Origin of the sequence: Streptomyces sp. Ru72 (assembly GCF_002920635.1) — a bacterium.
GTDB lineage: Bacteria > Actinomycetota > Actinomycetes > Streptomycetales > Streptomycetaceae > Streptomyces.
The window spans coordinates 24,707-46,713 of the sequence record NZ_PQSR01000033.1 but is presented as its reverse complement, the minus strand read 5'-3'; the positions used below and the strand labels follow the sequence as shown (position 1 = coordinate 46,713).

The window sequence follows — 22,007 nt, the reverse complement described above, 5'->3', positions numbered from 1 at the left end:
CGCAGGCTTGCGCTGGTTGCGTACCTGCGCGTCTCCACGCGCCACCGAACCAGCCCTGTCACGACGGGAGACGTCCGCCGCTCCCCCGATCCACCGGGTGGGGACCGGTGCGGCGTGTCACGCGATCAGGTGGTCGAACTCCCCGTCCTTGATGCCCAGCAGCATCGCCTGGATCTCCGCGCGGGTGTAGACCAGCGCGGGCCCGTCGGGGAAGCGCGAGTTGCGCACCGCCACCTCTCCCCCGGGCAGCCGGGCGAACTCCACGCATGACCCCTGGGAGTTGCTGTGCCGGCTCTTCTGCCAGGCCACTCCCTCCAGCTCTGTCGCAGCCATGCCGTTGTACACGTCGTCCACGTAGCACACGTCGTGGTCCACAGGTCGCTCCCCGGGTGGTGCAGTGGCTGGTATGGCCATTTGATGTGGCGGTCAACTGCCCCGGATCATAACCCCGTTCACGTGCAGATGCAGGAGCAGATGCACGTGCACGCGGGGTGGTCCTGCGGTTACAGCTTTTACAGTTCCTTGACTACGCTCTGGCTGTGGTCTGGCTACAGTCGGTCAAGCGTCTGCCCCAGAGCTCGCACCACATGCGAGCTCCAGCCCCCGTGCATGATCTTCCGCGCCGTCATCTGTGCCGGGTCGTCCGGGTCGAACCCTTCGTGCACTAGGAAGAGACGCGTTCCACGGCCTTCCTGTTCCAATGTCCACGTGATCGTCCAGTCCGCGGGGTTGCCGGGGTCGGCGTCGGCCCAGCGGACGCGCAGCATCCGTTCCGGCTCGTAGGCGAGAACCCGCACCTCGACGGTGCCGGAGAAGCGCGCATTGGGCCGCGGCACCGAGGTCATCGTGTAGCGGTGGCCGACCTCGAGCCGGAAGTTCTCGCTGCCGGGCATCTGCCACCGGGCGAGCAGTGCCGGCTCGGTGAGCGCGCGCCAGACCTTGGCGGGCGGATGCGGCAGGAACTGCTCGACACGGACGGTGGTGAGATCGTCGTCGTCTGCGGTGCTCATGGCCGGTCATCGTCGGGCATACGGTCGAGCAGATCGCCGAGGCCCTTCAGCGCCTCGCGCCAGAACCGCTCGTACGGATGGAGCCAGTCCTGAACCTCGGCGAGCGGCGCGGCCTCGAGGCGGTAGACGCGCTGCCGTCCGGAGCGCTGCTCGGAGACGAGACCGGCCTCACGCAACACCTTCAGATGCTCCGACAGACTCGGGCGGCGCATGGCGAAGTGGTCGGCCAGGGCCTGGACGGGCTGCGGCCCCTTCTCTCGCAGCAGGCGCAGCACCTCGCGGCGCGTGGCGTTGGCGAGCGCGGCGAAGACGCGGTCCTCGGCGGCGGTGCCCGCCCCGGCCCCCGTCGTGGTCATGGCGGTCTTCCTATCCGTGAGCCTCCGTCAGCAGCATCAGACCGTTGCCGTCCGGGTCCCGGAAGGACGCCATCCGGCCCCAGGGGAGGTCGTCCGGGCCCTGCACGCAGACCCCCGCCTCCGCCAGGCGGGCGCAGTCGGCGTCGACATCGGTCGTGACCAACATGATCCCCCGGGCGCTGCCGGGCTCGAAACCACCCATCCCCGGCCCGGACAGCGTGAAGACGGTCTGCGCGCCCTCGGGGGCGACCTGGAGCCAGCGCCCCTGCGGAACGTCCAGGTCCGCGGTGACCCGGAACCCGAGGACGTCGGTGTAGAAGCGCAGGGCGCGGTCCTGATCGGTGACGGGGAGGGTGACGAAGGAAGCGTGCGTGACGGTCATGGACGCACAATAGGTAGGGGATCTCCTACCCGTCAAACGTAGGAGATCCCCTACCTATGGGGGTCGCCGATGTCCTGGTAGCTTGCCAGCGGCCGTCCCACGACGTCATCGGCACCCCTGGGAGACTTCAGTGACCACGGCGACCCATGTCACGCCTCGGCAGCCCCGCGTCGCGCTCGCGGCCGCGGGTTGTGCGGCGGCACTCATGCTGACCGGCTGCAGCGGCGGCTCCGGCACCTCGGGCGGTGAGGCGTCGGCCACGCCCAGCGTGTCCCCCTCCTCGCCCTCCGCGGACAGCGGCGGGAGCTCCGCCTCCTCGTCGGGGAAGGCCGGGAAGCTGGAGGGGAGCTGGCTGGCCACGTCCGGCGGGAAGGCCGTGGCCCTGGTGATCAACGGCAGGCAGGCCGGCCTCTTCGCGACGGGCGGGACCGTGTGCAGCGGGACGGCGGGCGAGGAGGCGGGCATGCAGATGATCCACCTCAAGTGCACCGGCGGCGGCAAGAGCCGCAGCACCGGCATGGTCGACTCGGTCAACTCCAGCAGCATGAAGGTGACATGGGAGGGTGGCGCCGGCACCGAGACGTACACCAAGGCGGAGGGCGGCAAGCTCCCGAGCGGGTTCCCGACGGCGAGCCTGGGGTCGTGACGACTCCCCTTTCACCGCGGTACGGATCCGGACCGGCGGAGGGAGGCATACGGGGCGAATCGCGACAACCGTGGCCGACGGCGCCCGTGTAAGGGGAGGGCGCGCAAAGGGAGTCCGCACGCCTGCGTGATGATCCATGAGCACCATCACGAACCAGAGGAGCCCGATGCGCGCCCTTCCCGTCCGTCTCGCCGTCACCGCCCTCGTGGCGGCCCTGGCGCTGACCGCCTGTGACAGCAGCAAGAGCGGCAGCGCCGACAAGAGCGGCGACAGCGGCAAGAGCAAGAACACCGCCGAGTGCACCCTCGGCATCAAGGTCGGCCCCGCCAACGCCGCCACCACCGCCGGTGACACCGGCAACGTCCCGGTCACCCTCACCAACGACGGCAGCCGTCCGTGCACCTTCCAGGGCTTCCCGGCCATCGAGCTGACCGGCGGGGACACCGGCTGGAAGGTGCCCGACCAGGAGGGCGCGAACCCGGACAAGGTGACGCTGCAGAAGGGCGACACCGCGACCTTCACGATCACATACGTGCGCGGGAAGACCGGCGGCACCGACAGCGCGGCGGCGAAGAACGTGAAGATCACCGTCCCGGGCGCCGGCGACGCGCACAGCTACCCGTGGTCGTACGGCGAGGTCACGCTGAAGGGCGGGAAGACCCCGGACGCCTCGGTGAGCCCGATCCAGGTCGCGGGCGACTGACGCGACCGTTTCAGGGGAGCCGGGGCCGCCCCGTCACCTGGGCACGGTCGGCGGCCGCGGCTCCCTGCTCCCATCCGGCCGCGTCGCTGACACCGCGCAGCCGGGTGGTGACCGTGTCGGGGAACATCTCTTCCATGCGGTCCGCGACGGCGACGTCCCGGGCGGCGAGCACCGGCAGCAACTCGCCCTCGCCGCCGACCACCTCTCCCTCGGCCCCCTCGGCGGCGGCACGGAGCCGGTCGCCGATGCGGTGCGCGTACGCGGCCAGGAACGACTGCCGGAACGTCTTCGTGCGCTTCCGGCCGCCCTTGCGCTGCGCCGCCTCCGCCTTCGTCAGAGCGGTGGTGGCCTGCACCAGCAGCGAGGTGTAGAGGAGTTCGACAGCCTCCAGGTCGGGTTCGAAGCCCACGACCGTGGAGAAGCCGAGCGCGTCGTGCCACACGGCCCGGCAGCGGTTCGCGGCGGCCACGGCGTCCAGGAGCACCGCCTTGGCCGTCTCGTACGGCGGATCGACGCCTATGCGGCAGGCGCCGGGCACGTCCCCGGTGTGCGTGCGGGCCGCGAGCAGCGCCTCGTCGATGCTGTGCCGGGCCATCAGTTCCTGCGCCTTGGCGCTGAGCGCCTCGGCCTCCTCGGGGTATCCGGTCGCCTCCGCCTTGGCGAGCAGGGCGCGGATGCGGGTGAGCATGCGCGACTCCGGCTGCCGCGGGGCGGCGGAGGGCCGGGCCTGGTCGAGAGGTTCGAGGGCGGGCAGGCGCAGCAGCAGGCGGTACAGCTCCAGGACTGCGGTGGCGTGGGAGAAACGGTCGGCGAGGCGCGGAGGTTCCGGGTCGAGCTCCTCGAGCTGGGCGGCCCAGCGCGGGCTCGGAGCCGGACGTTCCCCCGCCTCCGCGCGGATCAGCGCGGACACCAGGTGCACGTGGGTGTCGTCCAGCCGGCGGCGCACGAGACGCACGACGTCGGCGGGCTGCCAGCCGCGCCGCCAGGCGGCCGCGACGAACTCCTGCCCACGGCGGGTGAGTTCCCCGTCGGCCGCGGGGTCGGCGGCGAGCAGTGAGGCACCGGCGTCGAGGGCGGCGTCGGTGTCGTCGTAGAGGGCTGCTCGCAACGCGCGGTCCACGGTGGTCGTCGTACTCACAGAGTCGATCGTGGCACGGGGGCAGTTGTCAACTTCGGGTTGACACTCCTCGACTGTCAACTTACGGTTGACGCATGACGGTGAATCCCTACATCTCAGCGAACCTGCGTCTCGACGACCTCATCGACGCCATCAAGAAGGTCCACAGCGACGCCCTGGAGCAGCTCCAGGACGCCGTGATCGCCGGGGAGCACCTCGGCGACGTGGCCGACCACCTGATCGGCCACTTCGTGGACCAGGCCCGGCGTTCGGGCGCCTCCTGGACCGAGATCGGCAAGAGCATGGGCGTCACCCGGCAGGCGGCCCAGAAGCGCTTCGTGCCCAAGGAGTCCGCGGACCTCGACCCCAGCCAGGGGTTCAGCCGCTACACCCCCCGCGCGCGGAACGTGGTCGTGGCGGCGCACAACGCGGCCAAGGAGACCGGCAACGCGGAGACCGTCCCCGCACACATCGTCCTGGGTCTGCTCGCCGAGCCCGAGGGCCTCGCGGCCAAGGCGATCATCGCGCAGGGCGTCTCCCTGGAGGCGGTGCACGAGGCGGCCTCGGCGGCGCTCCCGGCCCCCGCCGAGCAGGTCCCGGAACTCGTCCCCTACGCCCCCGCCGCCAAGAAGGCCCTGGAGCTGACGTTCCGCGAGGCTCTGCGTCTGGGCCACAACTACATCGGCACCGAGCACATCCTGCTCGCGCTCCTCGAGCTGGAGAACGGCGAGGGACCGCTCAGCGGTCTCGGCATCGACAAGGCGACGGCCGAGGAGAACGTCAGCAAGGAGCTGACCGACATCACCGACGCCCTCAAGGCCCGCGAGAAGAAGGACCGATAAGGCGTTTCCGCAGGTCGGCGCGCACTGTCAGACCCCCCTGCCACACTCGAAGACATGACCGGGCGCTGGGCTCTCGCTCCGGCCGGGGACGGTGGCGTGGAGGTCGCCGCCCTCGGCCCGGACGGGTTGCTCGCCGGGCCGGTGGTCAAGGAGGAGGACCTCGCAGAGGCCGTGCGCACACGGCCGGAGGTCACCCGGTGGGTGTGGCGGTCCACCGCCGACGTCCAGCCACGTCTGCTCGCCACGGGGGTGCGAGTCGACCGGTGCTACGACGTCGAGGCCGCCGAGGCCCTCCTCCTCGGCCACGAGGGACGCCTCGGCGAGCCCCGGTCGGCCGCCGCCGCGCTGGCCCGGCTGCGCGGCGGCCCCGTACCGCCCGATCCGCCGCCGCGCTCCGCCGAGCCCGGCTCACAGTCCTCCCTGTTCGAGCCGAGCCCCGTCCACGTCCCCCTGAAGGACCTCGTCGAGGTCTACGCCGACCAGCAGCGGCGACACGACACCACCACGCACCCGGACCGCATGCGGCTGCTCACCGCCGCCGAATCGGCCGGCATGCTGGTGGCCGCCGACATGCACCACGCCGGCCTGCCGTGGCGCGCGGACATCCACCGCGAGGTGCTGCACGAGCTGCTCGGCGAGCGGTACGCGGGCGGGGGCGAGCCCCGGCGCCTCGCCGAACTGGCCGACGAGGTGTCCGCCGCCTTCGGGCGCCGTGTCCGCCCTGACCTGCCCGCGGACATCGTCAAGGCGTTCGCCCAGGCCGGGGTCAAGGTGCGCTCCACCCGCCGCTGGGAGCTCCAGTCCGTCGACCACCCCGCGGTGAAGCCGCTCCTCGAATACAAGAAGCTCTACCGCATCTGGGTCGCCCACGGCTGGTCCTGGCTCCAGGACTGGGTGCGCGACGGCCGCTTCCGCCCCGAGTACCTGCCGGGCGGCACGGTCACCGGCCGCTGGGTCACCAACGGCGGTGGAGCCCTGCAGATCCCCAAGGTCATCCGGCGCGCCGTGGTCGCCGACCCCGGCCGGCGGCTGGTCGTGGCCGACGCCGCCCAGATGGAGCCGCGCGTCCTGGCCGCCATCTCCCGGGACCCGGCGTTCATGGAGGTCGCCGGCCGCGACGCCGATCTCTACCAGTCGGTGTCCGACCGGGCGTTCTCCGGCGACCGCGCCCAGGCCAAGCTCGCCGTGCTCGGCGCGATCTACGGCCAGACGTCCGGCGACGGCCTGAAGAACCTCGCCGCGCTGCGCCGCCGCTTCCCCCAGGCCGTCGCCTACGTCGACGACGCGGCCCGCGCCGGCGAGGAGGGCCGGCTGGTGCGCACCTGGCTCGGGCGTACGTCGCCGCCGGCGGCCGGGGCGTCCGACGACGCTGCGGAGGAAGCGGGCATTCCGCAGGAGGACACGGCACCGGCCCCGACCGACGAACCCCAGCAGTGGATGCCGGGCTACGCCTCCCTCAACTCCCGCGCCCGTGGCCGCTTCGCACGCAACTTCGTGGTGCAGGGCAGCGCCGCCGACTGGGCGCTGCTGATGCTCGCCGCGCTCCGCCGCGCCTGCGCGGGCCTCGCCGCCGAGTTGGTCTTCTTCCAGCACGACGAGGTGATCGTGCACTGCCCGGCGAAGGAGGCGGAGACGGTGGCCGCGGCCATCCAGGAGGCGTCGGACCTGGCGATGCGGCTGACGTTCGGCGAGACTCCGGTACGGATCCCGTTCACGACGGCCGTGGTGGAGTGCTACGCGGACGCCAAGTGAGGGCGGCGCGAACCGAGGAGCCGAGTGGCGGCACCCGTCCGGTCTCACCCCTCCGCCAGCAGTTCCCTCAGCTCCCCCGCCACCGGACTGTCCGTGCGCTCCAGGGCCGACAGGGCCGCCTCCCACTGCCGGCGGGCCTGCTCGGCGTCGCCCTCGGCCCGGCACAGCAGGCCCCGCTGGTGGCGGGCGAGCCCTTCGGTGTAGCGGTCGCCGCGCCGGGCGGCGAGGCACAGCAGCACATCGCACTCGCGCGCGGCGCGCCCGGCGTCCCCCCGATCCCGCAGCGCCCGCACCAGGCCAAGACGGGTCTGGGACTCGCCCTGCCAGTGGCCGTGCCCGCCGAGGATGCGCAGGCTCTCCTCGAAGTGGGGTACGGCGGCGTCCGGTTCGCCGAGCGCCAGATGGGCGAAGCCCATGTTGCAGTGCGCGGAGTGACGGATGATCACATGGCCGATCCGCTCGCCGATCTCCAGGCTGCGGCGGTGGTGGCCGATGGCGCCCCGCGGGTCCGTGTGCTCGTACAGGTTGCCGAGGTTGCTGTAGGTGATGGCCTCCTGCATCGGGTCGTCGAGCACACGCGTGTACTCCAGGCACCGCCTGAGCGCCTCACCGGACTCCTCGTACCGCCCGAGGACCCCCAGCAGCAGCCCCCGGTTGTTCAGGCCACGGCACAGGCAGGAGAGATCGCCGAGCCGCCGCCAGATCTCCAGCGCCTCGTCCAACAGGACGAGCGCGTCGTTGCCCCGGCCCTTCAGGAACTGCACCCCGGCCATGTCCAGCAGCGCGTAGGCCTCCGCCGGTGCGTCCGCCAGGCCCCGCGCCCCGCGGAGGGCGGCGCGTACGAGCGCCTCCGACTCGGCGACGCGGCCACGGCGCTGCAGGGGGGAGGTGATCATGCGGACGAGCAGCGGCACATACGCGGAGGTGTCCGCGTGACGCTCCACCAGGGCGACGATGTTCTCGAGTTCGAGGACGATCCAGTCGGCGGCGGCCTCAGCGGAGCCGAAGGCGGGCACGGACGCCACGTCCGCCGTGTGGGTCCCGGGCTGTGAGGGGGTCGCCCGCAGCCGGTCCGTGCGCTCGGTGCCCGGCTCGACCAGCGCCTCGAGGGCGCGCGTGGCCATCGCGGCGTACCAGCGCAGGGCGACCTCGGCGCCGGAGCGCTCCGGTTCGACGCCCTGTTCGCTCGCCACGGTCTCATGGGCGAAGTCCCGGACGAGGTCGTGCGGCGCGTACCGGCCGTAGGCGGTCTCCTCCAGCAGGGCTACGTCGACCAGGCGGTCCAGGGCGGCCTCGGCGCGGCGCTCATCGGCACCGAGGAGCCGGGCGAGGAGCGGCGCGCCGTAGCCGGGCAGGTCGAGGGCGCCGATCCGGGCGAGGGCGCGTGCCGCGTCCCGGTCGGCCTCGCGGTCGGAGGCGCGCAGCGCGTCGTGTGCGACGGCGAGCGACCGGCGCACGCTCAGGTCGTCGTACTCAAGGTGGTGCAGCCGCCCCTCGGTGGCGGCGAGTTGACCGGCCAGCATGTCCGGGGTGAGGGCGCGGCGGGCGGCGAGCCGCGCCGCCACGATGCGCAGGGCGAGCGGGAGCCGCCCGGCGAGTTCGACGAGCGGGTGCCCGGCGTGCAGGCCGTCCCGGCCGGAGACCGCGCGCAGCAGGGCCGCGCTGTCCTCGTCGCTGAGCGGGGCGAGCGGGACCCGGTGCGCGCCGTCGAGCGCGGTGAGCGGGGAACGGCTGGTCACGATCACCGCACAGCCCGGGCCGCCGGGCAGCAGCGGACGCACCTGGGCGGCGTGCGCCGCGTCGTCCAGCACCATCAGGGTGCGGGTCGGGGCGAGCAGCGAGCGGAGCAACGAGGCGGCGGCGTCGGGGTGTTCCGGGGTGCGGTGCGACTCGGCGCCGAGGTCGCGCAGCAGGGCGGCGAGCGCCTGCTCGGGGGTGAGCGGGGTCATGCCGGGGGTGGCGCCGTGCAGATTGACGTAGAGCTGACCGTCGGGGAAACGTTCCCGCAGTCCATGCGCCACATGCAGGGCGAGCGCGCTCTTGCCCACCCCGGCCATACCGCTGACCAGGGCGATGCCGGGCGCGTCGCGTTCGGCGGCGAGAAACCGCAGCAGGTCCTCGCGGACGGCTTCGCGGCCGGTGAAGTGCGCGGGCGCAGGCGGGAGTTGGGCGGGTCTGGGCGCTTTCGCGGGGTCGGTGTCCAAGCGGCGTTCGGCGTACGGGTCGTCCGCCCGCCTGTCGTCCGCTCCCGTCCCGTCGCCGGTCGCGGCCCGCCCCTCCCGGAGGATCTCCAGATGCGCCTCCCGCACTGCCGCGCCGGGCTCGACGCCGAGCTCCTCGATGAGACGGGCCCGCAGGTCGCGGTGGACGGCCAGGGCCTCCGCCGGGCGGCCGGTGCGGTGCAGGGCCAGCATCAGCAGCCGGTGGAACCCCTCCCGCAGCGGATGCTCGGCGACCAGCGCGGCCAGCTCCGGCACGAGGCTCCCGAACCGCGCCCCGCCGAGCCGCAGTTCCGCGTCGTACCGCCACTCCAGGACGAGCAGCCGCGCCTCCTGCAGCCGCTGCACCAGCGCATGCGCTCCGGTCTCGTGAGGCAGCCCGCTGAGCGGGGTACCTCGCCACAGCGCGAGCGCGGCGGACGCCTCCCGCAGGGCGTCCTCCCAGGCCCGAGCGGCGTGCGCGGCGCGGGCAGCGACGAGGTGCTCCTCGAAGACGCGCACGTCCAGCTCGCCCTCGTCGACGCGCAGCAGATAGCCGGGCGGCACGGCGCGCAGGCGCTCGGGGCCGTCGTCGCCGAGCAGGCGGCGCAGCCGGGTGACGTGGTTCTGCAGGGACGCCTGCGCGGAGGCCGGCGGCGCACCGCCCCAGAGCGCGTCCTTCAGGGCGTCGACCGAGACCACCCGGCCGGGCTCCAGCAGCAGCGCGGCCAGCAGGGCGCGCACCTTGCCACTGCCGATCGTGCGCACCTCGCCGTCGGCGCCGTACACGACGGGCGGACCCAGCAGTCCGAACCGCAGCCCGTCCCGCATCGCCGCCCCGTCGCCCTTCTTCCCCCGAGCTCTCGGCTTCGCCCGAGCGGGGGGACCCCGATGGCACGCTTGCCGTGCCTCGCCTTCACCGTGCGGCACGACCGCCGCGCAACGCCTGGTCGCGCGGCCCGACCGCCGCGTCCCGGCGTCGGATCGCGTCGACGAACGGCGCGTTCCCGTCGGACCGGCCCACAACTCCTCGTGGAACGGGCCAGCTCACGGCTTCCTCGCCAGCCGTTGGCCCCATGTTAGCGATCTGTTGGCGTGGCCTGATGTGATCCTTTCATCGGATCTGGCCCGACGGTGCGCGCGTTCACGCGTAGCTCGGGGGAGTGTCGCCGCCGTGGCCGGATCCGGGATCGCACGAGGACCCGGTCGGTGGAGGTGAACGACCGGGTCCTTCGTCGTCTCCGCGAGCGCGTGGGCCGCCTGCATGGGGTGTGCCTGCCCACCACCGCGCGGGCTACTCCCCCGGCGTCCCGGAACCGGGGCGTCTCGCAACCGGGGCCTCCCGCAACCGGGGTTCCGGCTCATCCGGGGCTTGAGGACCGTCCGGGGCTTGAGGACCGTCAGGGGCTTGAGGACCGTCCGGGGCTAGAGGACCGTCCGGGAATTCCGGACCGTCCGGGGCTTCCGGATCCTCCCGGACCCCTCAGATGACGGGCGGCCGGCCGAGCCTGGTCAGCCGCCACACCGTGCGCCAGCGCATGGGCCGCCGTGCGCCACCGGAGGTCCGCAGCCCCTCCACGAACCCACCGAACCAGGCTTTCAGCCCACTGGCCGACCGGGTGCGCAGGAGGGTTACGGCGATCCACACCCCGAGGTGGACCGGGATGAGGGGAAGCGGCAGCCGCCGCCGTACGAGCCAGACGCGGTTGCGAGCCGTGACGCGGTAGTAGACGGCGTGCCGGGCGGGTGAGGTCTTCGGGTGCTGGAGCAGCAGCTCCGGCGCGTACAGGATGGTCCATCCGGCGTCGGCGGCCCGCCAGGCCAGGTCCGTCTCCTCGTGCGCGAAGAAGAACTCCGCGGGCCAGTCGCCGGTCTCGGCGAGCATGGCCATGGACAGCGCGTGCCCGCCGCCGAGGAAGCCGGTCACCTCCCCGCCACGCATCGGGTCGGCGGCCCCGACCCGCGGCACGTGCCGCTGCTGGGTCTCGCCGTGCTCGTCGGCGATGCGGAAACCGACGATGCCGAGCCGGGGGTCGGCGGCGTACAGGTCCCGTACGCGGCGCAGCACGTCGACGTCCACGAGCAGCCCGTCGTCGTCGAGTTCCACCACGACGTCGACGTCCCCGAACTCCCGCAGCCGGGCGAGGGCCACGTTGCGGCCGCCGGGGCAGCCGAGGTTCTCGTCGGTCTCGATGCAGGTGACCTCACCGGGGAGGTCCAGGCGCTCGGCGAACTCGGGCAGCGGGCAGCCGTTGCCGATGATCACGATGCGGGAGGGGGCGAGGTCCTGTTTGGCGACGGACCTGAGGAGCGCGTCGACCTCGGCGGGCCGGTTGCCCATGGTCACGACGGCGACGGCGATCCTGGGCCCCTGCTCCTGCTGCGGCTGCGCCTGCGCCTGCGCCTGCGCCTGCGACACCCCATCCCACCGAAGACCGACCTCGCGATGCTAGCCGTTCACCAAGAGGACGCCCGGGGGTCCTCCGGTTGTCCCGGCACCGGACGACTTTCCGGGACGTACGGGGCGGGACGGGGCGCGCGGGTGCGCAGCGCCCCCTCCCCCGGGCCCGCATGTACGCTGGCCGCAACCGCGCGGCAGCGCAGCGCACCACAGCAGCACCAGCGAGAACACGAGAAAGGGGACGGAGGATCGGAGCCCGCCGCGGACCGTGACTCCCACCGCCCATGCCGTCCAACCCCCGGGCCGGGTCGCCCAAGGAGATCTCCAGCCCGAGCAACCCCCACGTCAAGGAACTCGCCGCCCTCCGCCGCCGGCGCAGCAGGCAGGCCGCCGGAGTGACCCTCGTGGAGGGGTACGAGGAACTGGACCTCGCGCTGCGAGCCGGCGTACGCCCCCGTGAGCTGTACTTCTGCCCCGCGCTGACCGGCGGGTCCGACCCGCGGAACGTGGTGGCCCGTGCGGCCGAACGCGGCGCCGCCCTGTACAGCCTCAGCAGGCAGGCGTTCGACAAGGCGGCGTACCGCGAGGGCCCGGACGGCTGGCTCGCCGTCGTGCCGGACATCGAGACGGACCTCTCCCGCATCCAGGTCGACGACCGCTCCCTCTTCCTGATCTGCGAGAGCGTCGAGAAGCCCGGCAACCTGGGTTCGATGCTGCGCACCGCGGACGCGGCCGGAGTGACCGCGGTCATCTCCGCCAACCCGGTGACCGACTGGGGCAACCCCAACGTGATCCGGGCCAGCAAGGGCACGGTGTTCGCCGTCCCGATCGCCTCGGCCGACTCCGAACAGGTCATGCGCTGGCTGGCCGACCACCAGGTGAACGTCGTCGCCACCACCCCCGACACCGACGTCCTGATGGCGGACGTCGACATGACCGGGCCCACGGCGATCCTCGTGGGCAGCGAGAAGTACGGCCTGTCGGACCGGTGGCTCGGGGGCAGTCACACGAAGGCCAAGATCCCGATGTTCGGCCAGGTGGACTCGCTCAATGTCGGGGTGTCCGCGGCGCTGTTCACCTACGAGGCCGTACGGCAGCGGATGGCGTCGGGCCGACGCTGAGGCGGGGCATCGAACTCCATTTTGATGACGGGGAATTCGAGCCATGCCCCGCGCGTCGTCGCCGGCCTGCGGCACACGCCTGTGCTTGCTCCCGGGCACGCGGACGCGCCACCAGTGACAACTCGGCTCCGCCACGGGAGCGTTCGCGATCCGCTCCCTCACAGGAGAGCCATCCGGTGGCCCAGGCGAAAACTTTATGCATCTGTGGCCTGTGAGACTGGTGAAGATCGTCGAGTTGGAAGTAACATCAGCCGCTTGCCTTCAAGCACTTCTCCAGCATCTTCACCCATCAGGAGACCTGAGTGTCCTCTGCCCACAAAGGCGGGAATCACCGCCGCCGGGGCCGGATAGCCGTACGCACCGCTGCTGCCACGCTGTTCCTCGGCGGCGCCGGTGCGTTCCTCATGGCGCCCGCCCACGCGGCGCCCGTGCCGACGGACATCGGTGTTCAGGGCCACGACAGCGTCGGCAAGTCGCAGCTCAAGGCCCGCGTGCACGGCGCGCTCGCCGCGCCGGCCGCCAACACTCCGGCCAGCCTGCGCCCCGCCGCGAGCGCGGGCGCGCCGTCCGGCACCACCAGCACCAGCCCGGAGCCGCAGCCGTCGACCTCCGGCACCGCCAGCCCGCAGATCATCGGCGGCACGACCACCAGCATCTCCACGGCCCCGTGGATGGTGCAGCTGTGGTACTACGACGACAAGGGCACCAGCGACACCAGCGACGACGTCGGCTTCTTCTGCGGCGGCACCGTCGTGTCGCCCACGAAGATCCTCACCGCCGCGCACTGCGTCTCGGGCTACGACTGGCACAACAACGGCGCCATCGTCTACGGCACCGACCAGCTGCCGACCACCGACCCGTCGACCAACACCACCGACTTCCACGGCGGAACGGTGTCGGGCGTCTGGCGGCAGTGGAACGATTCCTCGTTCAAGATCACCTCGACCGGCACCGCCGTCAACGACGTCGCCGTGCTGACGCTGCCCGACCCGATCAGCGCCAAGCCGCTGCCCATCACCACCTCCGACGACACCGCGTCGTACAAGGCGGGCACCCAGGCGCAGATCTACGGCTGGGGGCGCACCAGCTCCACCAGCCAGGACATCTCGCAGACCTTGCGCAAGGCCACCGTGCCGGTGAACGGCGACTCGACCTGCTCGAGTTACTACGGCAGCGACTTCGTCGCGGGCGCCATGACCTGTGTCGGCACCCCGGCCAGCGGCTCCGACAGCGGCACCGTCGCCACCTGCAACGGCGACTCCGGCGGCCCGCTGGTCGTGAACGGACGCGTCGTCGGTGTCGTGTCGTGGGGCGTGCAGGACTGCGTGGCCCAGGGCTCGTACAGCGTCTTCACCAAGCTGAGCACGTACATCGGGGCGACCGAACCGCGCATCGACGACACGGACCTGAGCGGTGACGGTCGCGCGGACATGTTCGCGATCGCCTCCAACGGCCAGGGCTACGAGTACGACTCGCGCGGCAAGTCCTTCGGCTCGCGGATCTCGCTCGGCGACTGGAGCGGGGTCAACCTGGTGCGCCAGGCCGACCTCGACCGCGACGGCTACGCCGACCTGCTGGTGCGCACCACCGACGGCACCCTGTACTGGCAGCACTACAACGTGTCCACCGGCAACACCGACGTCACCACGCTCGGGACCGGCTGGAACAGCATGAAGGTCATGCTCGTACCCGGCGACGTCACCGGTGACGGCCTGCAGGACCTGCTGACCGTCGACTCCAGCGGCAACTTCTGGCGCTACCCGGGCACCGGCCACGGCAACTTCGGCTCGCGCGTCAAGCTCGGCTACGGCTGGGGCCAGTACGGCAGCAACGTCTTCGGCAAGGGCGACTTCACCGGCGACGGCAAGCTCGACCTGCTCGCCCAGGACTCGTCCGGGAACCTGTGGCTGTACAAGGGCACCGGCAACCCGTCGGCGCCGCTGGCGTCCCGCGTGAAGATCGGCTGGGGCTTCCACTACAACGCGTACGTGATGAACGGGGACATGACCGGCAACGGTCACTCCGACCTGATCGCCCGCGACAGCAGCGGCAACCTGTGGCTGTACGAAGGCACGGGCGACGTCTCGCACCCGCTGGCCTCCCGCATCAAGATCGGATACGGCTACGGCGGCTACCGGCTGAGCTGACCGGTACCGGCGGGAGATCGATCCCGCACCCGGACACCGGGTGAGAACGGGCCCGCGTGCGTCCTGACCAGGGCGCACGCGGGCCCGTTCGCGTTGCCGGGCTACGGTCGCGGCGCACGACCGGAGTGCGTCGAGGGCCGTGTGACGGCCCCGCCGGAAGGGGGCCTTCAGGACGGGACGTCCGTCCCGCCGGACCGGCCCGCCCCGCTGACGGGCCGGCCGGCCGGGTCAGGCCGCCGCTGAGCAGGGGTGGAAGCGGGCCAGGTAGGCAAGGGTGAACCCGTGGCGGCCGGCCAGGTGGAGGCCGGACGCGTCGGCGAGGCGGTGCAATGTGCCGAACGGGATCCAGTGGCGGTCGAAGAACTCGCCGACCACCAATCGGCCGCCGGGGGCCAGCACCCGGACCGCCTCGGCCAACACCCGCTCCGGCTCCGGTATCTCGCCCAGGGCGGTCACCAGGTACAGAGCATCGAACGTCCCGTCGGCAAAGGGGATGTCGCGGGCGTCGGCTCGGGTCGCCGTGATGTTGGTGATACCCCGCCGCTGCGCGCCGCGCATCACGTGATCGAGCATCTCCGGCTGGATGTCCAAGACGTCCAAGCGCCCCTCCGGCCCGAGTTGCGGCGCCACGTGCAGCGACTGAAGGCCGGTGCCGGGCCCGACCTCCAGCATCCGCTCACCCGGCCCGGGCCTGAGCACGGAGTCCAGGTGGCTCGATGTCAGGCAGGGCAACTGCAGGTCGAGCAGCCTGCGTTGGCTGTAGGGGTATGGGGCCTGGTCGCCGAATCACCAGGCTCCCGCGGCTACGGCACCCGCGGCGAGTGCCCAGCGGACGCCGGGCTTGGTCAGGACAGGGTGAAGCATGGGTCTTCTCCGATGCGGTGGTGGTGGGCGGCTGCGCGAAAGGAGGCCGAGGGCCGAAGGCGGTCAGGCCGTCGGGGGGACCCGCCCCGTCACCGCCAGCACGGCGCACCTCACCGCCAGCGGCAGCTCCGCGCCGACCGCCATCGCCACCGCCGCGAACCGGTCCGCGCCCGGTGCCGCCGTCATCGTGTCGAACCAGGCGTCGACGACCAGCAGCGTCGCAGTGGCGGCGGCCGTGAGCCGGTGCATGTGGTGGCCGCGTACGGCCAGCACGCCCGTGGCGATCAGGCCCAGGGCCTCCAAGGCGTCCAGGCCGATCCAGGCACCGCGCCAGTGCGCGGCCGTGGTGGTTCCGGGCAGGCCGTCGGCCAGCACGACCAGCCAGGGGAGCAGAGCCACCCCGCTGACGACGAGGACGTGTTCCGCACCGCACCCGCGGCGAGCCCGCGTCCCGGCGGACCGTGACCGCCGGCCCTGCCCCTGACCGGTGATCAGCACGCTCATCGGCTCGGTCCCTTCGTGTTTCCCGCTTCCCTTCACGTCCTCAAGCCTTCAGCGCGCGGCGCTCACGGTCAGTAACGCGGGTATCCGTTCCGGGGTGGCACTGGTTGCACCCCCAAGGCGGCCATTTACGCCATGGCCCGCCCCTGACCTCGCGACCTGCCGTTGGCCCATGCCCATCACCGCCCGCCTGCGGGATGTTGTCCTGCGGCCGTTCCAAGGAGCCGGACGATCGGTCGCCTTCATTGCCACGGGGGTCCTGATCCAGCTCGGCGTACTGCTGGTCATGGCCCTGCCGTGGATGCTCTTCGTCCCGGTGTCGATGGCTGCCATCCTCCTCGCGGTGCTCGTCCCGCTCGCCGCCGTCGTGCTCGGCGGTCCGCTGCTGACCGCCGCACAGCACGGCCGCTTCCGTACCCGGCTCAGCGTGGACATCCCCTCCCCCTACAGCGGACCGCGGCCCCCGCTGCGCAACTGGCTGCGGTCCCCGCCGGGTCGGTGGCAGCTCATGTACCACCTGCTGGGGGGGCCGTTGCTGGCCCTCGCCTCGGTTCTCGTCCTTCTGTTGTGGGCCGTGGCCATCGCCGCCGCCTCGGCCTACGTATGGCTTTGGCTGGTGTCGCTGGACTGGCGCGTCGACCACCCCGGCCACACCACCTGGGCGGCGTACGTCACCGCTGCTGGAATCGCCCTCCTCTACGCGGCTTCCTGGCTTTCCGGAGCCCTGGCCCGGCTCGACACCCGGGCCGCCACCGTGCTGCTCGGCCCGAGCCGCGAAGAGCAGCTGGCGCGCCGGGTCGAGGCCCTGGCCGAGAGCCGGGCGGGCCTTGTGGACGCGGCCGACGCCGAACGGCGGCGCATCGAACGGGACCTGCACGACGGGGCCCAGCAGCGGCTGGTCTCCCTGGCGGTCAACCTGGGGCTGGCGAAGGCCACACTCGGGGACCTCCCCGAGGATGCCCGCCGGGTGATCGACGAGGCACACCGGGAGGCGAAGGAGGCGATAGAGGAGCTGAGCAGTCTGGTGCGCGGGCTGCACCCGGCCGTTCTGGAGGACCGCGGCCTCGACGCCGCGCTCTCTGGACTCGCCGCCCGGGCGCCCGTCCCGGTACGGGTGAAGGTGGACCTGCCGTCGCGGCCGTCGCCCACGATCGAGGCCGTCGCCTACTTCGTCGTCTCGGAAGCGCTGACGAACGTGGTGAAGCACGCGGAGGCGTCGAGAGCCGAGGTCACACTGGAACGCTTCGGGCCGACCCTGCTGGTCGTCGTCAGCGACGACGGTGTGGGCGGCGCCGACCCCACCCGCGGCACCGGCCTCGCGGGGCTGGCCAAGCGGGTCGCCTCGGTCGATGGCACGCTGTCGGTCGACAGCCCCGTCGAGGGGCCGACCGTCTTGACCGTGGAGCTGCCGTCCGTGCCGTGATCGCCGAGGATTCCGTCCTGCTTCGGATCGGCGTGGTCAAGGTCCTGGAAATGGCCGGGTTCGAGGTGGCCGCCGAGGTCGGCGACGCGGAAACGCTGCTGGCGGCGGTGGAGGAACACCGGCCGCACATTGCGGTGGTGGACGTCCGCATGCCTCCCGGTTTCACGGACGAGGGCGTGCGGGCCGCGCTGGTCATCAGGCGGCAGTGGCCGGACACGACGGTACTGCTGCTCTCGCAGTACGTGGAGGAGCGGTACGCAGCCGATCTGCTGGCCGCCAACACGTCGGGAATCGGCTATCTGCTCAAACAGCGGGTCGCGGACGTCGAGGAGTTCGCCGACGCGCTGCGGCGGGTGGCCGCGGGCGGCACCGCACTGGACCCGCAGGTGGTCTCCCAGCTGCTGGTGCGCCGTCACAGTGATCCGCTGGACCGCCTCACCCCGCGCGAACGCGAGGTCCTGGAACTGATGGCGGGCGGCCGGTCCAACGCCGGGATAGCCGAGCAGCTCGTGGTCAGCGAGAGTGCGGTGGCCAAACACATCAACAGCATCTTCGCCAAGCTCGACCTGCCGAAGGCAGACGCGGACCACCGCCGGGTGCTCGCCGTGCTGCGCTTCCTCGGGATGGCCTGACAGCCGGGGCCGACGGCGTGGACGTCAACGAGGTGCGGCGGTCCGCCCGTTGGTGTCCTGGCCTCTCCATCCATGGCGCACTACCCACTTGGGTTTCAAGGGGGGTTACAGGCGTTTCCGGCCTTTGGCTCCGGTGGAGAAGGCAGTTCAAGAGGCGCTTGCTCGCGCCGACTTTCTCAAGCTCCATGCGAGGGGTCTGCGGACGCTGAGGCGTCTACTCGCTGGTGCCCTGCCGATCACCGCTGTCCCGCCCACCGCGCTCGGCTTTGCCGGAGCGCCCTGGTGGGCACTGGCGATCTTCTTCCTCCCTGGCGCCTTCGCTCTGCTCCTGCAAGCCTCTCCAGAATTCTCATGATCGGCTTCAGTGGTGGCGCGACCGTCGCCGCCACCGCGAACGTCTGGTAAAGGCACGTGCCCAACGCAGGTCCGCGCTCTCGTCCAGGTGAGGACTCTCAGGACGAGACCGACGAAGTGACCTGACGAAGCTCCGTCTCGGCTTGCGCGGCCACACGTCCGGCCCGTGCAGCCACCCGTGTGCCCCCGCACGAGCGCACGCCGTCGGCGCCTCCCTGTCGGGTCTCCATCCGTGGGTGGAGACCTCTCCATCAACCTGTGGGTGGTGGTGATCCGCTTCGCGCTCGGAGCAGTCTTGAGGCATGGGTTCACTTCACTCAGCACTTGCTGCTCTCACCGGCGTCTGCGTCCTGATCTTTGTCGTGGCCTGGATTGTGGGTGCTGTCTACTTCGGCGTGAAGAGCCAGGCCGGTCTGCACGACTGGGTGCGTGGACTGCGTCGCACGTTGCCCCGCCGGGTTCTGCTGATCGCCGGCGCCTACGCATTTTCCTTGCTGGTCAGGCACTCTCAGGATTTCTGGCGTCATCTTCAGTACTGGCAGCCTGCACTCGCACTCCTGGGTGGCTTGCTTACCGTCGCCTCCACCGCTTTGCTGCTGTGGGCCCGCTGGGTTCTGGGCACGATGTGGGCCAGCGTTCCAATGGTCCGGGAGCACCACGAGCTGCGTACGGACGGGGCCTACCGGCTGGTCCGCCATCCCATCTACACCGGCCTGCTCGGACTGATCGTCGGCAGCATGCTGGCCTGCGGCTTCGGCGTCTGGACTGCCGTCCTCCCGGTCGCCGTCCCGTGGCTGCTGCGCCGGGTCCGGATCGAGGACGACCTTATGGCCAGTCAGTTCGGGGCCTCTTACGACGCCTACCGTGCTCGCGTCCCGGCGCTCGTCCCATGGGTGCGCCCCGCCCGGGTCGGCCCCCGCCATGCCGACAGCCAGTAGCAGTAGCCCAGAGCGCGGCGGAGGCAGCGGGTCTCCGTACTCAGGTGCCAGAGCTGCCGGCCCTCCGGATCCCGCCGGATGGCAGACGGTGGTCCTCATGGGGAGCCAGGCCGGGGAAGGAGAACGGGGCGCAGGCGTGTCGTCGGCTCCTTGCCGAGAACCTTCGACGCCTTCGTCAGCTGAAGGCGTCCTGCCCTGCAGGCCAAGACGCTCACAGGGCTGACGTATGGCGAAGTCCGTCACGGGGTCGCACAGCCCGGGATCATCGGGTGATCGCGCGGTCGGTGACGGTTTCGAGCTGGGTCATTCAGTCCGTGCCGGGGAACAGGGCAGCTGCCACGTGCTGGGTGTCGGCGTACTCGATCACTGAAGTGATCCGGCCGTCGCGGACGGTGTAGATGCCGATACAGCGGTTGTCGTAGGTGGTGCCGTGGACGGTCTCGGCCTGGGAGGTCCACTCGGCGACGACGCGGTCGCCTTCGGCGATCGTGCTGATGAGTTCGATCTTCAGCGTGCCGGGGACGAGGATCGGGCCCATGCCGCCGAGGAACTCGTTGACGATCGCGTCGCGGCCGTTCCAGATCTTGGAGATGGGCAGGCTGCCCGGGTAGTGCCAGCTGGCGTCTTCGGCGAAGCTGGCGGCGATGGTGTGCGCGTCGCCGTCGCGGACGGCCTCGATGTAGCGGACGACGACAGTCCTGGGATCGGTCATGACGGGCTCCTTGTCAGCTGAGGGTGAGGACGGCCTTGCCGCGAATGCGGCGGTCCCGCAGGTCGGTGAGGGCGGTCGCGGTCTCGGCCCAGTCGGCGACGCGGCCGATCTCCGGGTGCAGACGGCCTCCCGCGGTGAGCCGGACGAGCGTCGCCAGGTCGGCGGCGAGGCTGGTGTCGGCGTCGAGGTAGTGGAAGTGGCGGATGACCGCCGATTCCGGACCGGCGAAGAAGTCGAAGAAATCGAGCGTCGCCGGCGTACGGCTGGCCTGGCCGAACCAGATCAGCGTGCCGCGCCGAGCGAGCCGGGACAGCGCAAGAGGCAGAGCCTGGCCCCCGGTCGACTCCAGGACGAGGTCGAAGGGGCCGCGGGCGTCGGCGACTTCGTGGACGACCGCCTCGGCGCCGAGTTCGGCGAGCCGGGCGCCGCGTTCGGCGTCCCGGGTCACGGCCGTGATCCGGGCTCCGGCGGCCGACGCGAGCTCGGTGACGTAGTGCCCGACTCCCCCGGACGCCCCGGTCAGAAGGACCTGGCGGCCGTGCAGGGGCCCTGAGCTGTCCAGCAGGCGCAGGGCGGTGAGCCCGGCCAGCGGGAGCGCCGCGCCTTCGACTGCCGCAATGGCGTCGGGCAGCGGCGCGAGGGCCGAGGTGGGGACAGCGGCGTACTCGGCCCAGCCGCCGGCCATCGGGTGGCCGACGACGCGGGTGGCGCCGGCGGGGCCGCTCCCGTCGGCGGCGGGCTGTACGACCAGGCCCGCGATGTCCTTCCCCGGACGGTCCCCGGCGGCGGGCCGTTCGAGCCTGAACGTCTCGCCTCGGTTGATCGAGAACGCCTCGACCTTCACCAGGGCCTCGTCCGGGCCTGGCGTGGGCTCGGGGACGTCGGCGAGCACAACGGGTTCGGCCGGATCTCCGGTCGGTATGAGCGCTTTCATGTCGGCACCTCCTTGTGGAGGCACTTAATCGGCCATCGGGTGTGCCCCGCCAACAACGGAGGCCTGGTGGTAACAACGGTGTGTTGTCACCTTAAGGTCAGGGCCATGGATCTCGACCTCGCGCTGGTGCGGGCGTTCACCGTCACCGCCGAGCACCTGCATTTCGGACGCGCAGCCGGGCAACTGGGCACCAGTCAGCAGGCGTTGTCCAAACGTGTCGCCCGCCTGGAGACCCTGCTGTCGGTCCGGCTGTTCGAACGCGAGGGCGGCGTACGGCTGACCGAAGAGGGTGAGCGATTCCTGCCGGCCGCTCGCGAGGCCCTGTCGGCGGGTGACAAGGCAATCGCCGTCCTTCGCGGTGTGGGACCGTCCATCCGGCTCGACGTGTGGGGCCACCTGTTCGCGCCGATGCGCACGGTCGCCCAGGCAGTCGAAGGGCTCGGCGGCGTACGGCTGGAGCCGGGTCCCGGACGCGACTGGCCGTCCGTCGCCCAGGCGCTGCTGCGCGGCGACACCGACTTGGGATTCGGCCGGGTGCACCCGCTGCCCGGCGGCACAGCGGGCCTCACCCAGCGCCTGGTCCGCCTCGAACCCGTCGACGTACTGCTCAGTACCTCTCACCCCCTCGCGAGCGCCGCCGAGCTCAGACCATCCGCCCTGCGCACAAGCACCCTGTTCTGCCCAGCGGAACTGTCCCGCCTGGACTTTCTGCACCGCTTCGCCGACGCCTTCGCCGTCCAGCGCCACCAGGACGGCCCCAACCTGGGCCTCGACCACCTGGCCGCGCACCTGCGCGCCGACCCGGACTGCTTCACCCTCTTTCCCGCCGACGCTCCCCTGCCCGACCACGCGGGCCTGCGCTCCATCCCTCTGGTCGCCCCACCCCGCTGTACGCATGGTCCCTGGCCTGGCGCGCGTCCCACCGCCACCCCCACCTCGACACCCTGATCCGCGGCTTCACCGCGATCGGCCGC

General features: G+C 71.8%; 21 protein-coding genes. 10 read left to right on the top strand and 11 right to left on the bottom strand.

All coding sequences use genetic code 11. The features are described 5' to 3' along the window. Positions 1-117: 117 nt before the first annotated feature. From C3488_RS17725 to C3488_RS17710, 4 genes are all read right to left on the bottom strand, one after another. A complete protein-coding gene (locus C3488_RS17725) occupies positions 118-375 on the bottom strand; it encodes a DUF397 domain-containing protein (RefSeq protein WP_103840486.1) in 258 nt (85 codons plus the stop codon). A 173-nt stretch (positions 376-548) separates the two neighbouring features. Continuing rightward, on the bottom strand, positions 549-1,010 hold the full coding sequence (locus C3488_RS17720; protein WP_103840484.1) for an SRPBCC domain-containing protein: 462 nt from the start codon (positions 1,008-1,010) through the stop codon (positions 549-551). After that, a complete protein-coding gene (locus tag C3488_RS17715; RefSeq protein ID WP_103840482.1) occupies positions 1,007-1,366 on the bottom strand; it encodes a helix-turn-helix transcriptional regulator in 360 nt (119 codons plus the stop codon). The genes C3488_RS17720 and C3488_RS17715 overlap by 4 nt, the downstream gene beginning before the upstream one ends. A 10-nt stretch (positions 1,367-1,376) precedes the next feature. Next, complete coding sequence (locus C3488_RS17710) at positions 1,377-1,748, bottom strand: VOC family protein (RefSeq protein WP_103840480.1); 372 nt, start codon at positions 1,746-1,748, stop codon at positions 1,377-1,379. 130 nt (positions 1,749-1,878) lie between these two features. On the opposite strand from C3488_RS17710, the gene C3488_RS17705 reads away from it, so the two are divergent. Both C3488_RS17705 and C3488_RS17700 read left to right on the top strand, forming a co-directional pair. Further along, a complete protein-coding gene (locus tag C3488_RS17705) occupies positions 1,879-2,394 on the top strand; it encodes a hypothetical protein (protein WP_181139062.1) in 516 nt (171 codons plus the stop codon). A gap of 136 nt (positions 2,395-2,530) precedes the next feature. Next, on the top strand, positions 2,531-3,097 hold the full coding sequence (locus C3488_RS17700; RefSeq protein ID WP_258053478.1) for a DUF4232 domain-containing protein: 567 nt from the start codon (positions 2,531-2,533) through the stop codon (positions 3,095-3,097). Between the two features lie 10 nt (positions 3,098-3,107). On the opposite strand, the gene C3488_RS17695 is transcribed toward C3488_RS17700, so the two are convergent. Beyond that, a complete protein-coding gene (locus tag C3488_RS17695; RefSeq protein WP_103840478.1) occupies positions 3,108-4,235 on the bottom strand; it encodes a DUF2786 domain-containing protein in 1,128 nt (375 codons plus the stop codon). Positions 4,236-4,309: 74 nt separating this feature from the next. Between C3488_RS17695 and C3488_RS17690 the strand changes: the two genes are divergently transcribed. After that, entirely contained in the window at positions 4,310-5,056 is a 747-nt protein-coding gene (locus tag C3488_RS17690) for a Clp protease N-terminal domain-containing protein (RefSeq protein ID WP_103840476.1), read from the top strand. A gap of 54 nt (positions 5,057-5,110) precedes the next feature. Beyond that, positions 5,111-6,808, top strand: coding sequence for a bifunctional 3'-5' exonuclease/DNA polymerase (locus C3488_RS17685; RefSeq protein WP_103840474.1), 1,698 nt, complete (start codon positions 5,111-5,113; stop codon positions 6,806-6,808). A gap of 44 nt (positions 6,809-6,852) precedes the next feature. Here the strand turns inward: C3488_RS17685 and C3488_RS17680 are convergent, their stop codons facing one another. Next, positions 6,853-9,837, bottom strand: coding sequence for a BTAD domain-containing putative transcriptional regulator (locus C3488_RS17680; RefSeq protein ID WP_103840472.1), 2,985 nt, complete (start codon positions 9,835-9,837; stop codon positions 6,853-6,855). Positions 9,838-10,489: 652 nt separating this feature from the next. Beyond that, a complete protein-coding gene (locus C3488_RS17675; RefSeq protein ID WP_103840470.1) occupies positions 10,490-11,425 on the bottom strand; it encodes a glycosyltransferase family 2 protein in 936 nt (311 codons plus the stop codon). Between the two features lie 266 nt (positions 11,426-11,691). On the opposite strand from C3488_RS17675, the gene C3488_RS17670 reads away from it, so the two are divergent. Continuing rightward, on the top strand, positions 11,692-12,528 hold the full coding sequence (locus tag C3488_RS17670) for an RNA methyltransferase (protein WP_103840467.1): 837 nt from the start codon (positions 11,692-11,694) through the stop codon (positions 12,526-12,528). Between the two features lie 302 nt (positions 12,529-12,830). Next, positions 12,831-14,675, top strand: coding sequence for a trypsin-like serine protease (locus tag C3488_RS17665; RefSeq protein WP_103840465.1), 1,845 nt, complete (start codon positions 12,831-12,833; stop codon positions 14,673-14,675). A 228-nt stretch (positions 14,676-14,903) separates the two neighbouring features. On the opposite strand, the gene C3488_RS17660 is transcribed toward C3488_RS17665, so the two are convergent. Together C3488_RS17660 and C3488_RS17655 are read right to left on the bottom strand one after the other, a co-directional pair. Next, a complete protein-coding gene (locus C3488_RS17660) occupies positions 14,904-15,347 on the bottom strand; it encodes a class I SAM-dependent methyltransferase (RefSeq protein WP_374955426.1) in 444 nt (147 codons plus the stop codon). 255 nt (positions 15,348-15,602) lie between these two features. Then, entirely contained in the window at positions 15,603-16,043 is a 441-nt protein-coding gene (locus C3488_RS17655; RefSeq protein ID WP_258053476.1) for a hypothetical protein, read from the bottom strand. Between the two features lie 169 nt (positions 16,044-16,212). Here C3488_RS17655 and C3488_RS17650 point away from each other — a divergent pair, with 169 nt between their 5' ends. From C3488_RS17650 to C3488_RS17640, 3 genes are all read left to right on the top strand, one after another. After that, entirely contained in the window at positions 16,213-17,463 is a 1,251-nt protein-coding gene (locus C3488_RS17650) for a sensor histidine kinase (RefSeq protein ID WP_103840462.1), read from the top strand. Then, positions 17,460-18,095: a response regulator transcription factor gene (locus C3488_RS17645; RefSeq protein WP_103840460.1), complete on the top strand. Its 636-nt coding sequence runs from the start codon at positions 17,460-17,462 to the stop codon at positions 18,093-18,095. Before C3488_RS17650 ends, C3488_RS17645 begins: the two co-directional genes overlap by 4 nt. 656 nt (positions 18,096-18,751) lie before the next feature. After that, complete coding sequence (locus tag C3488_RS17640; protein ID WP_103840457.1) at positions 18,752-19,387, top strand: isoprenylcysteine carboxylmethyltransferase family protein; 636 nt, start codon at positions 18,752-18,754, stop codon at positions 19,385-19,387. 307 nt (positions 19,388-19,694) lie between these two features. On the opposite strand, the gene C3488_RS17635 is transcribed toward C3488_RS17640, so the two are convergent. Both C3488_RS17635 and C3488_RS17630 read right to left on the bottom strand, forming a co-directional pair. Beyond that, positions 19,695-20,099, bottom strand: coding sequence for a nuclear transport factor 2 family protein (locus C3488_RS17635; protein WP_103840455.1), 405 nt, complete (start codon positions 20,097-20,099; stop codon positions 19,695-19,697). A 13-nt stretch (positions 20,100-20,112) separates the two neighbouring features. Beyond that, entirely contained in the window at positions 20,113-21,033 is a 921-nt protein-coding gene (locus tag C3488_RS17630) for a zinc-binding dehydrogenase (protein WP_103840453.1), read from the bottom strand. Between the two features lie 105 nt (positions 21,034-21,138). On the opposite strand from C3488_RS17630, the gene C3488_RS17625 reads away from it, so the two are divergent. Continuing rightward, positions 21,139-21,981: a LysR family transcriptional regulator gene (locus C3488_RS17625; RefSeq protein ID WP_308460672.1), complete on the top strand. Its 843-nt coding sequence runs from the start codon at positions 21,139-21,141 to the stop codon at positions 21,979-21,981. The last annotated feature ends 26 nt before the right edge of the window (positions 21,982-22,007 follow it).

Bases quoted from the DNA above. Each gene is read 5' to 3' on its own strand.
- C3488_RS17720 (WP_103840484.1), bottom strand. From the start codon at position 1,010: ATGAGCACCGCAGACGACGACGATCTCACCACCGTCCGTGTCGAGCAG.
- C3488_RS17715 (WP_103840482.1), bottom strand. From the start codon at position 1,366: ATGACCACGACGGGGGCCGGGGCGGGCACCGCCGCCGAGGACCGCGTC.
- C3488_RS17710 (WP_103840480.1), bottom strand. From the start codon at position 1,748: ATGACCGTCACGCACGCTTCCTTCGTCACCCTCCCCGTCACCGATCAG.
- C3488_RS17700 (WP_258053478.1), top strand. From the start codon at position 2,531: ATGAGCACCATCACGAACCAGAGGAGCCCGATGCGCGCCCTTCCCGTC.
- C3488_RS17690 (WP_103840476.1), top strand. From the start codon at position 4,310: ATGACGGTGAATCCCTACATCTCAGCGAACCTGCGTCTCGACGACCTC.
- C3488_RS17685 (WP_103840474.1), top strand. From the start codon at position 5,111: ATGACCGGGCGCTGGGCTCTCGCTCCGGCCGGGGACGGTGGCGTGGAG.
- C3488_RS17680 (WP_103840472.1), bottom strand. From the start codon at position 9,837: ATGCGGGACGGGCTGCGGTTCGGACTGCTGGGTCCGCCCGTCGTGTAC.
- C3488_RS17670 (WP_103840467.1), top strand. From the start codon at position 11,692: ATGCCGTCCAACCCCCGGGCCGGGTCGCCCAAGGAGATCTCCAGCCCG.
- C3488_RS17660 (WP_374955426.1), bottom strand. From the start codon at position 15,347: ATGCTGGAGGTCGGGCCCGGCACCGGCCTTCAGTCGCTGCACGTGGCG.
- C3488_RS17655 (WP_258053476.1), bottom strand. From the start codon at position 16,043: ATGAGCGTGCTGATCACCGGTCAGGGGCAGGGCCGGCGGTCACGGTCC.
- C3488_RS17650 (WP_103840462.1), top strand. From the start codon at position 16,213: ATGCCCATCACCGCCCGCCTGCGGGATGTTGTCCTGCGGCCGTTCCAA.
- C3488_RS17640 (WP_103840457.1), top strand. From the start codon at position 18,752: ATGGGTTCACTTCACTCAGCACTTGCTGCTCTCACCGGCGTCTGCGTC.
- C3488_RS17635 (WP_103840455.1), bottom strand. From the start codon at position 20,099: ATGACCGATCCCAGGACTGTCGTCGTCCGCTACATCGAGGCCGTCCGC.
- C3488_RS17630 (WP_103840453.1), bottom strand. From the start codon at position 21,033: ATGAAAGCGCTCATACCGACCGGAGATCCGGCCGAACCCGTTGTGCTC.
- C3488_RS17625 (WP_308460672.1), top strand. From the start codon at position 21,139: ATGGATCTCGACCTCGCGCTGGTGCGGGCGTTCACCGTCACCGCCGAG.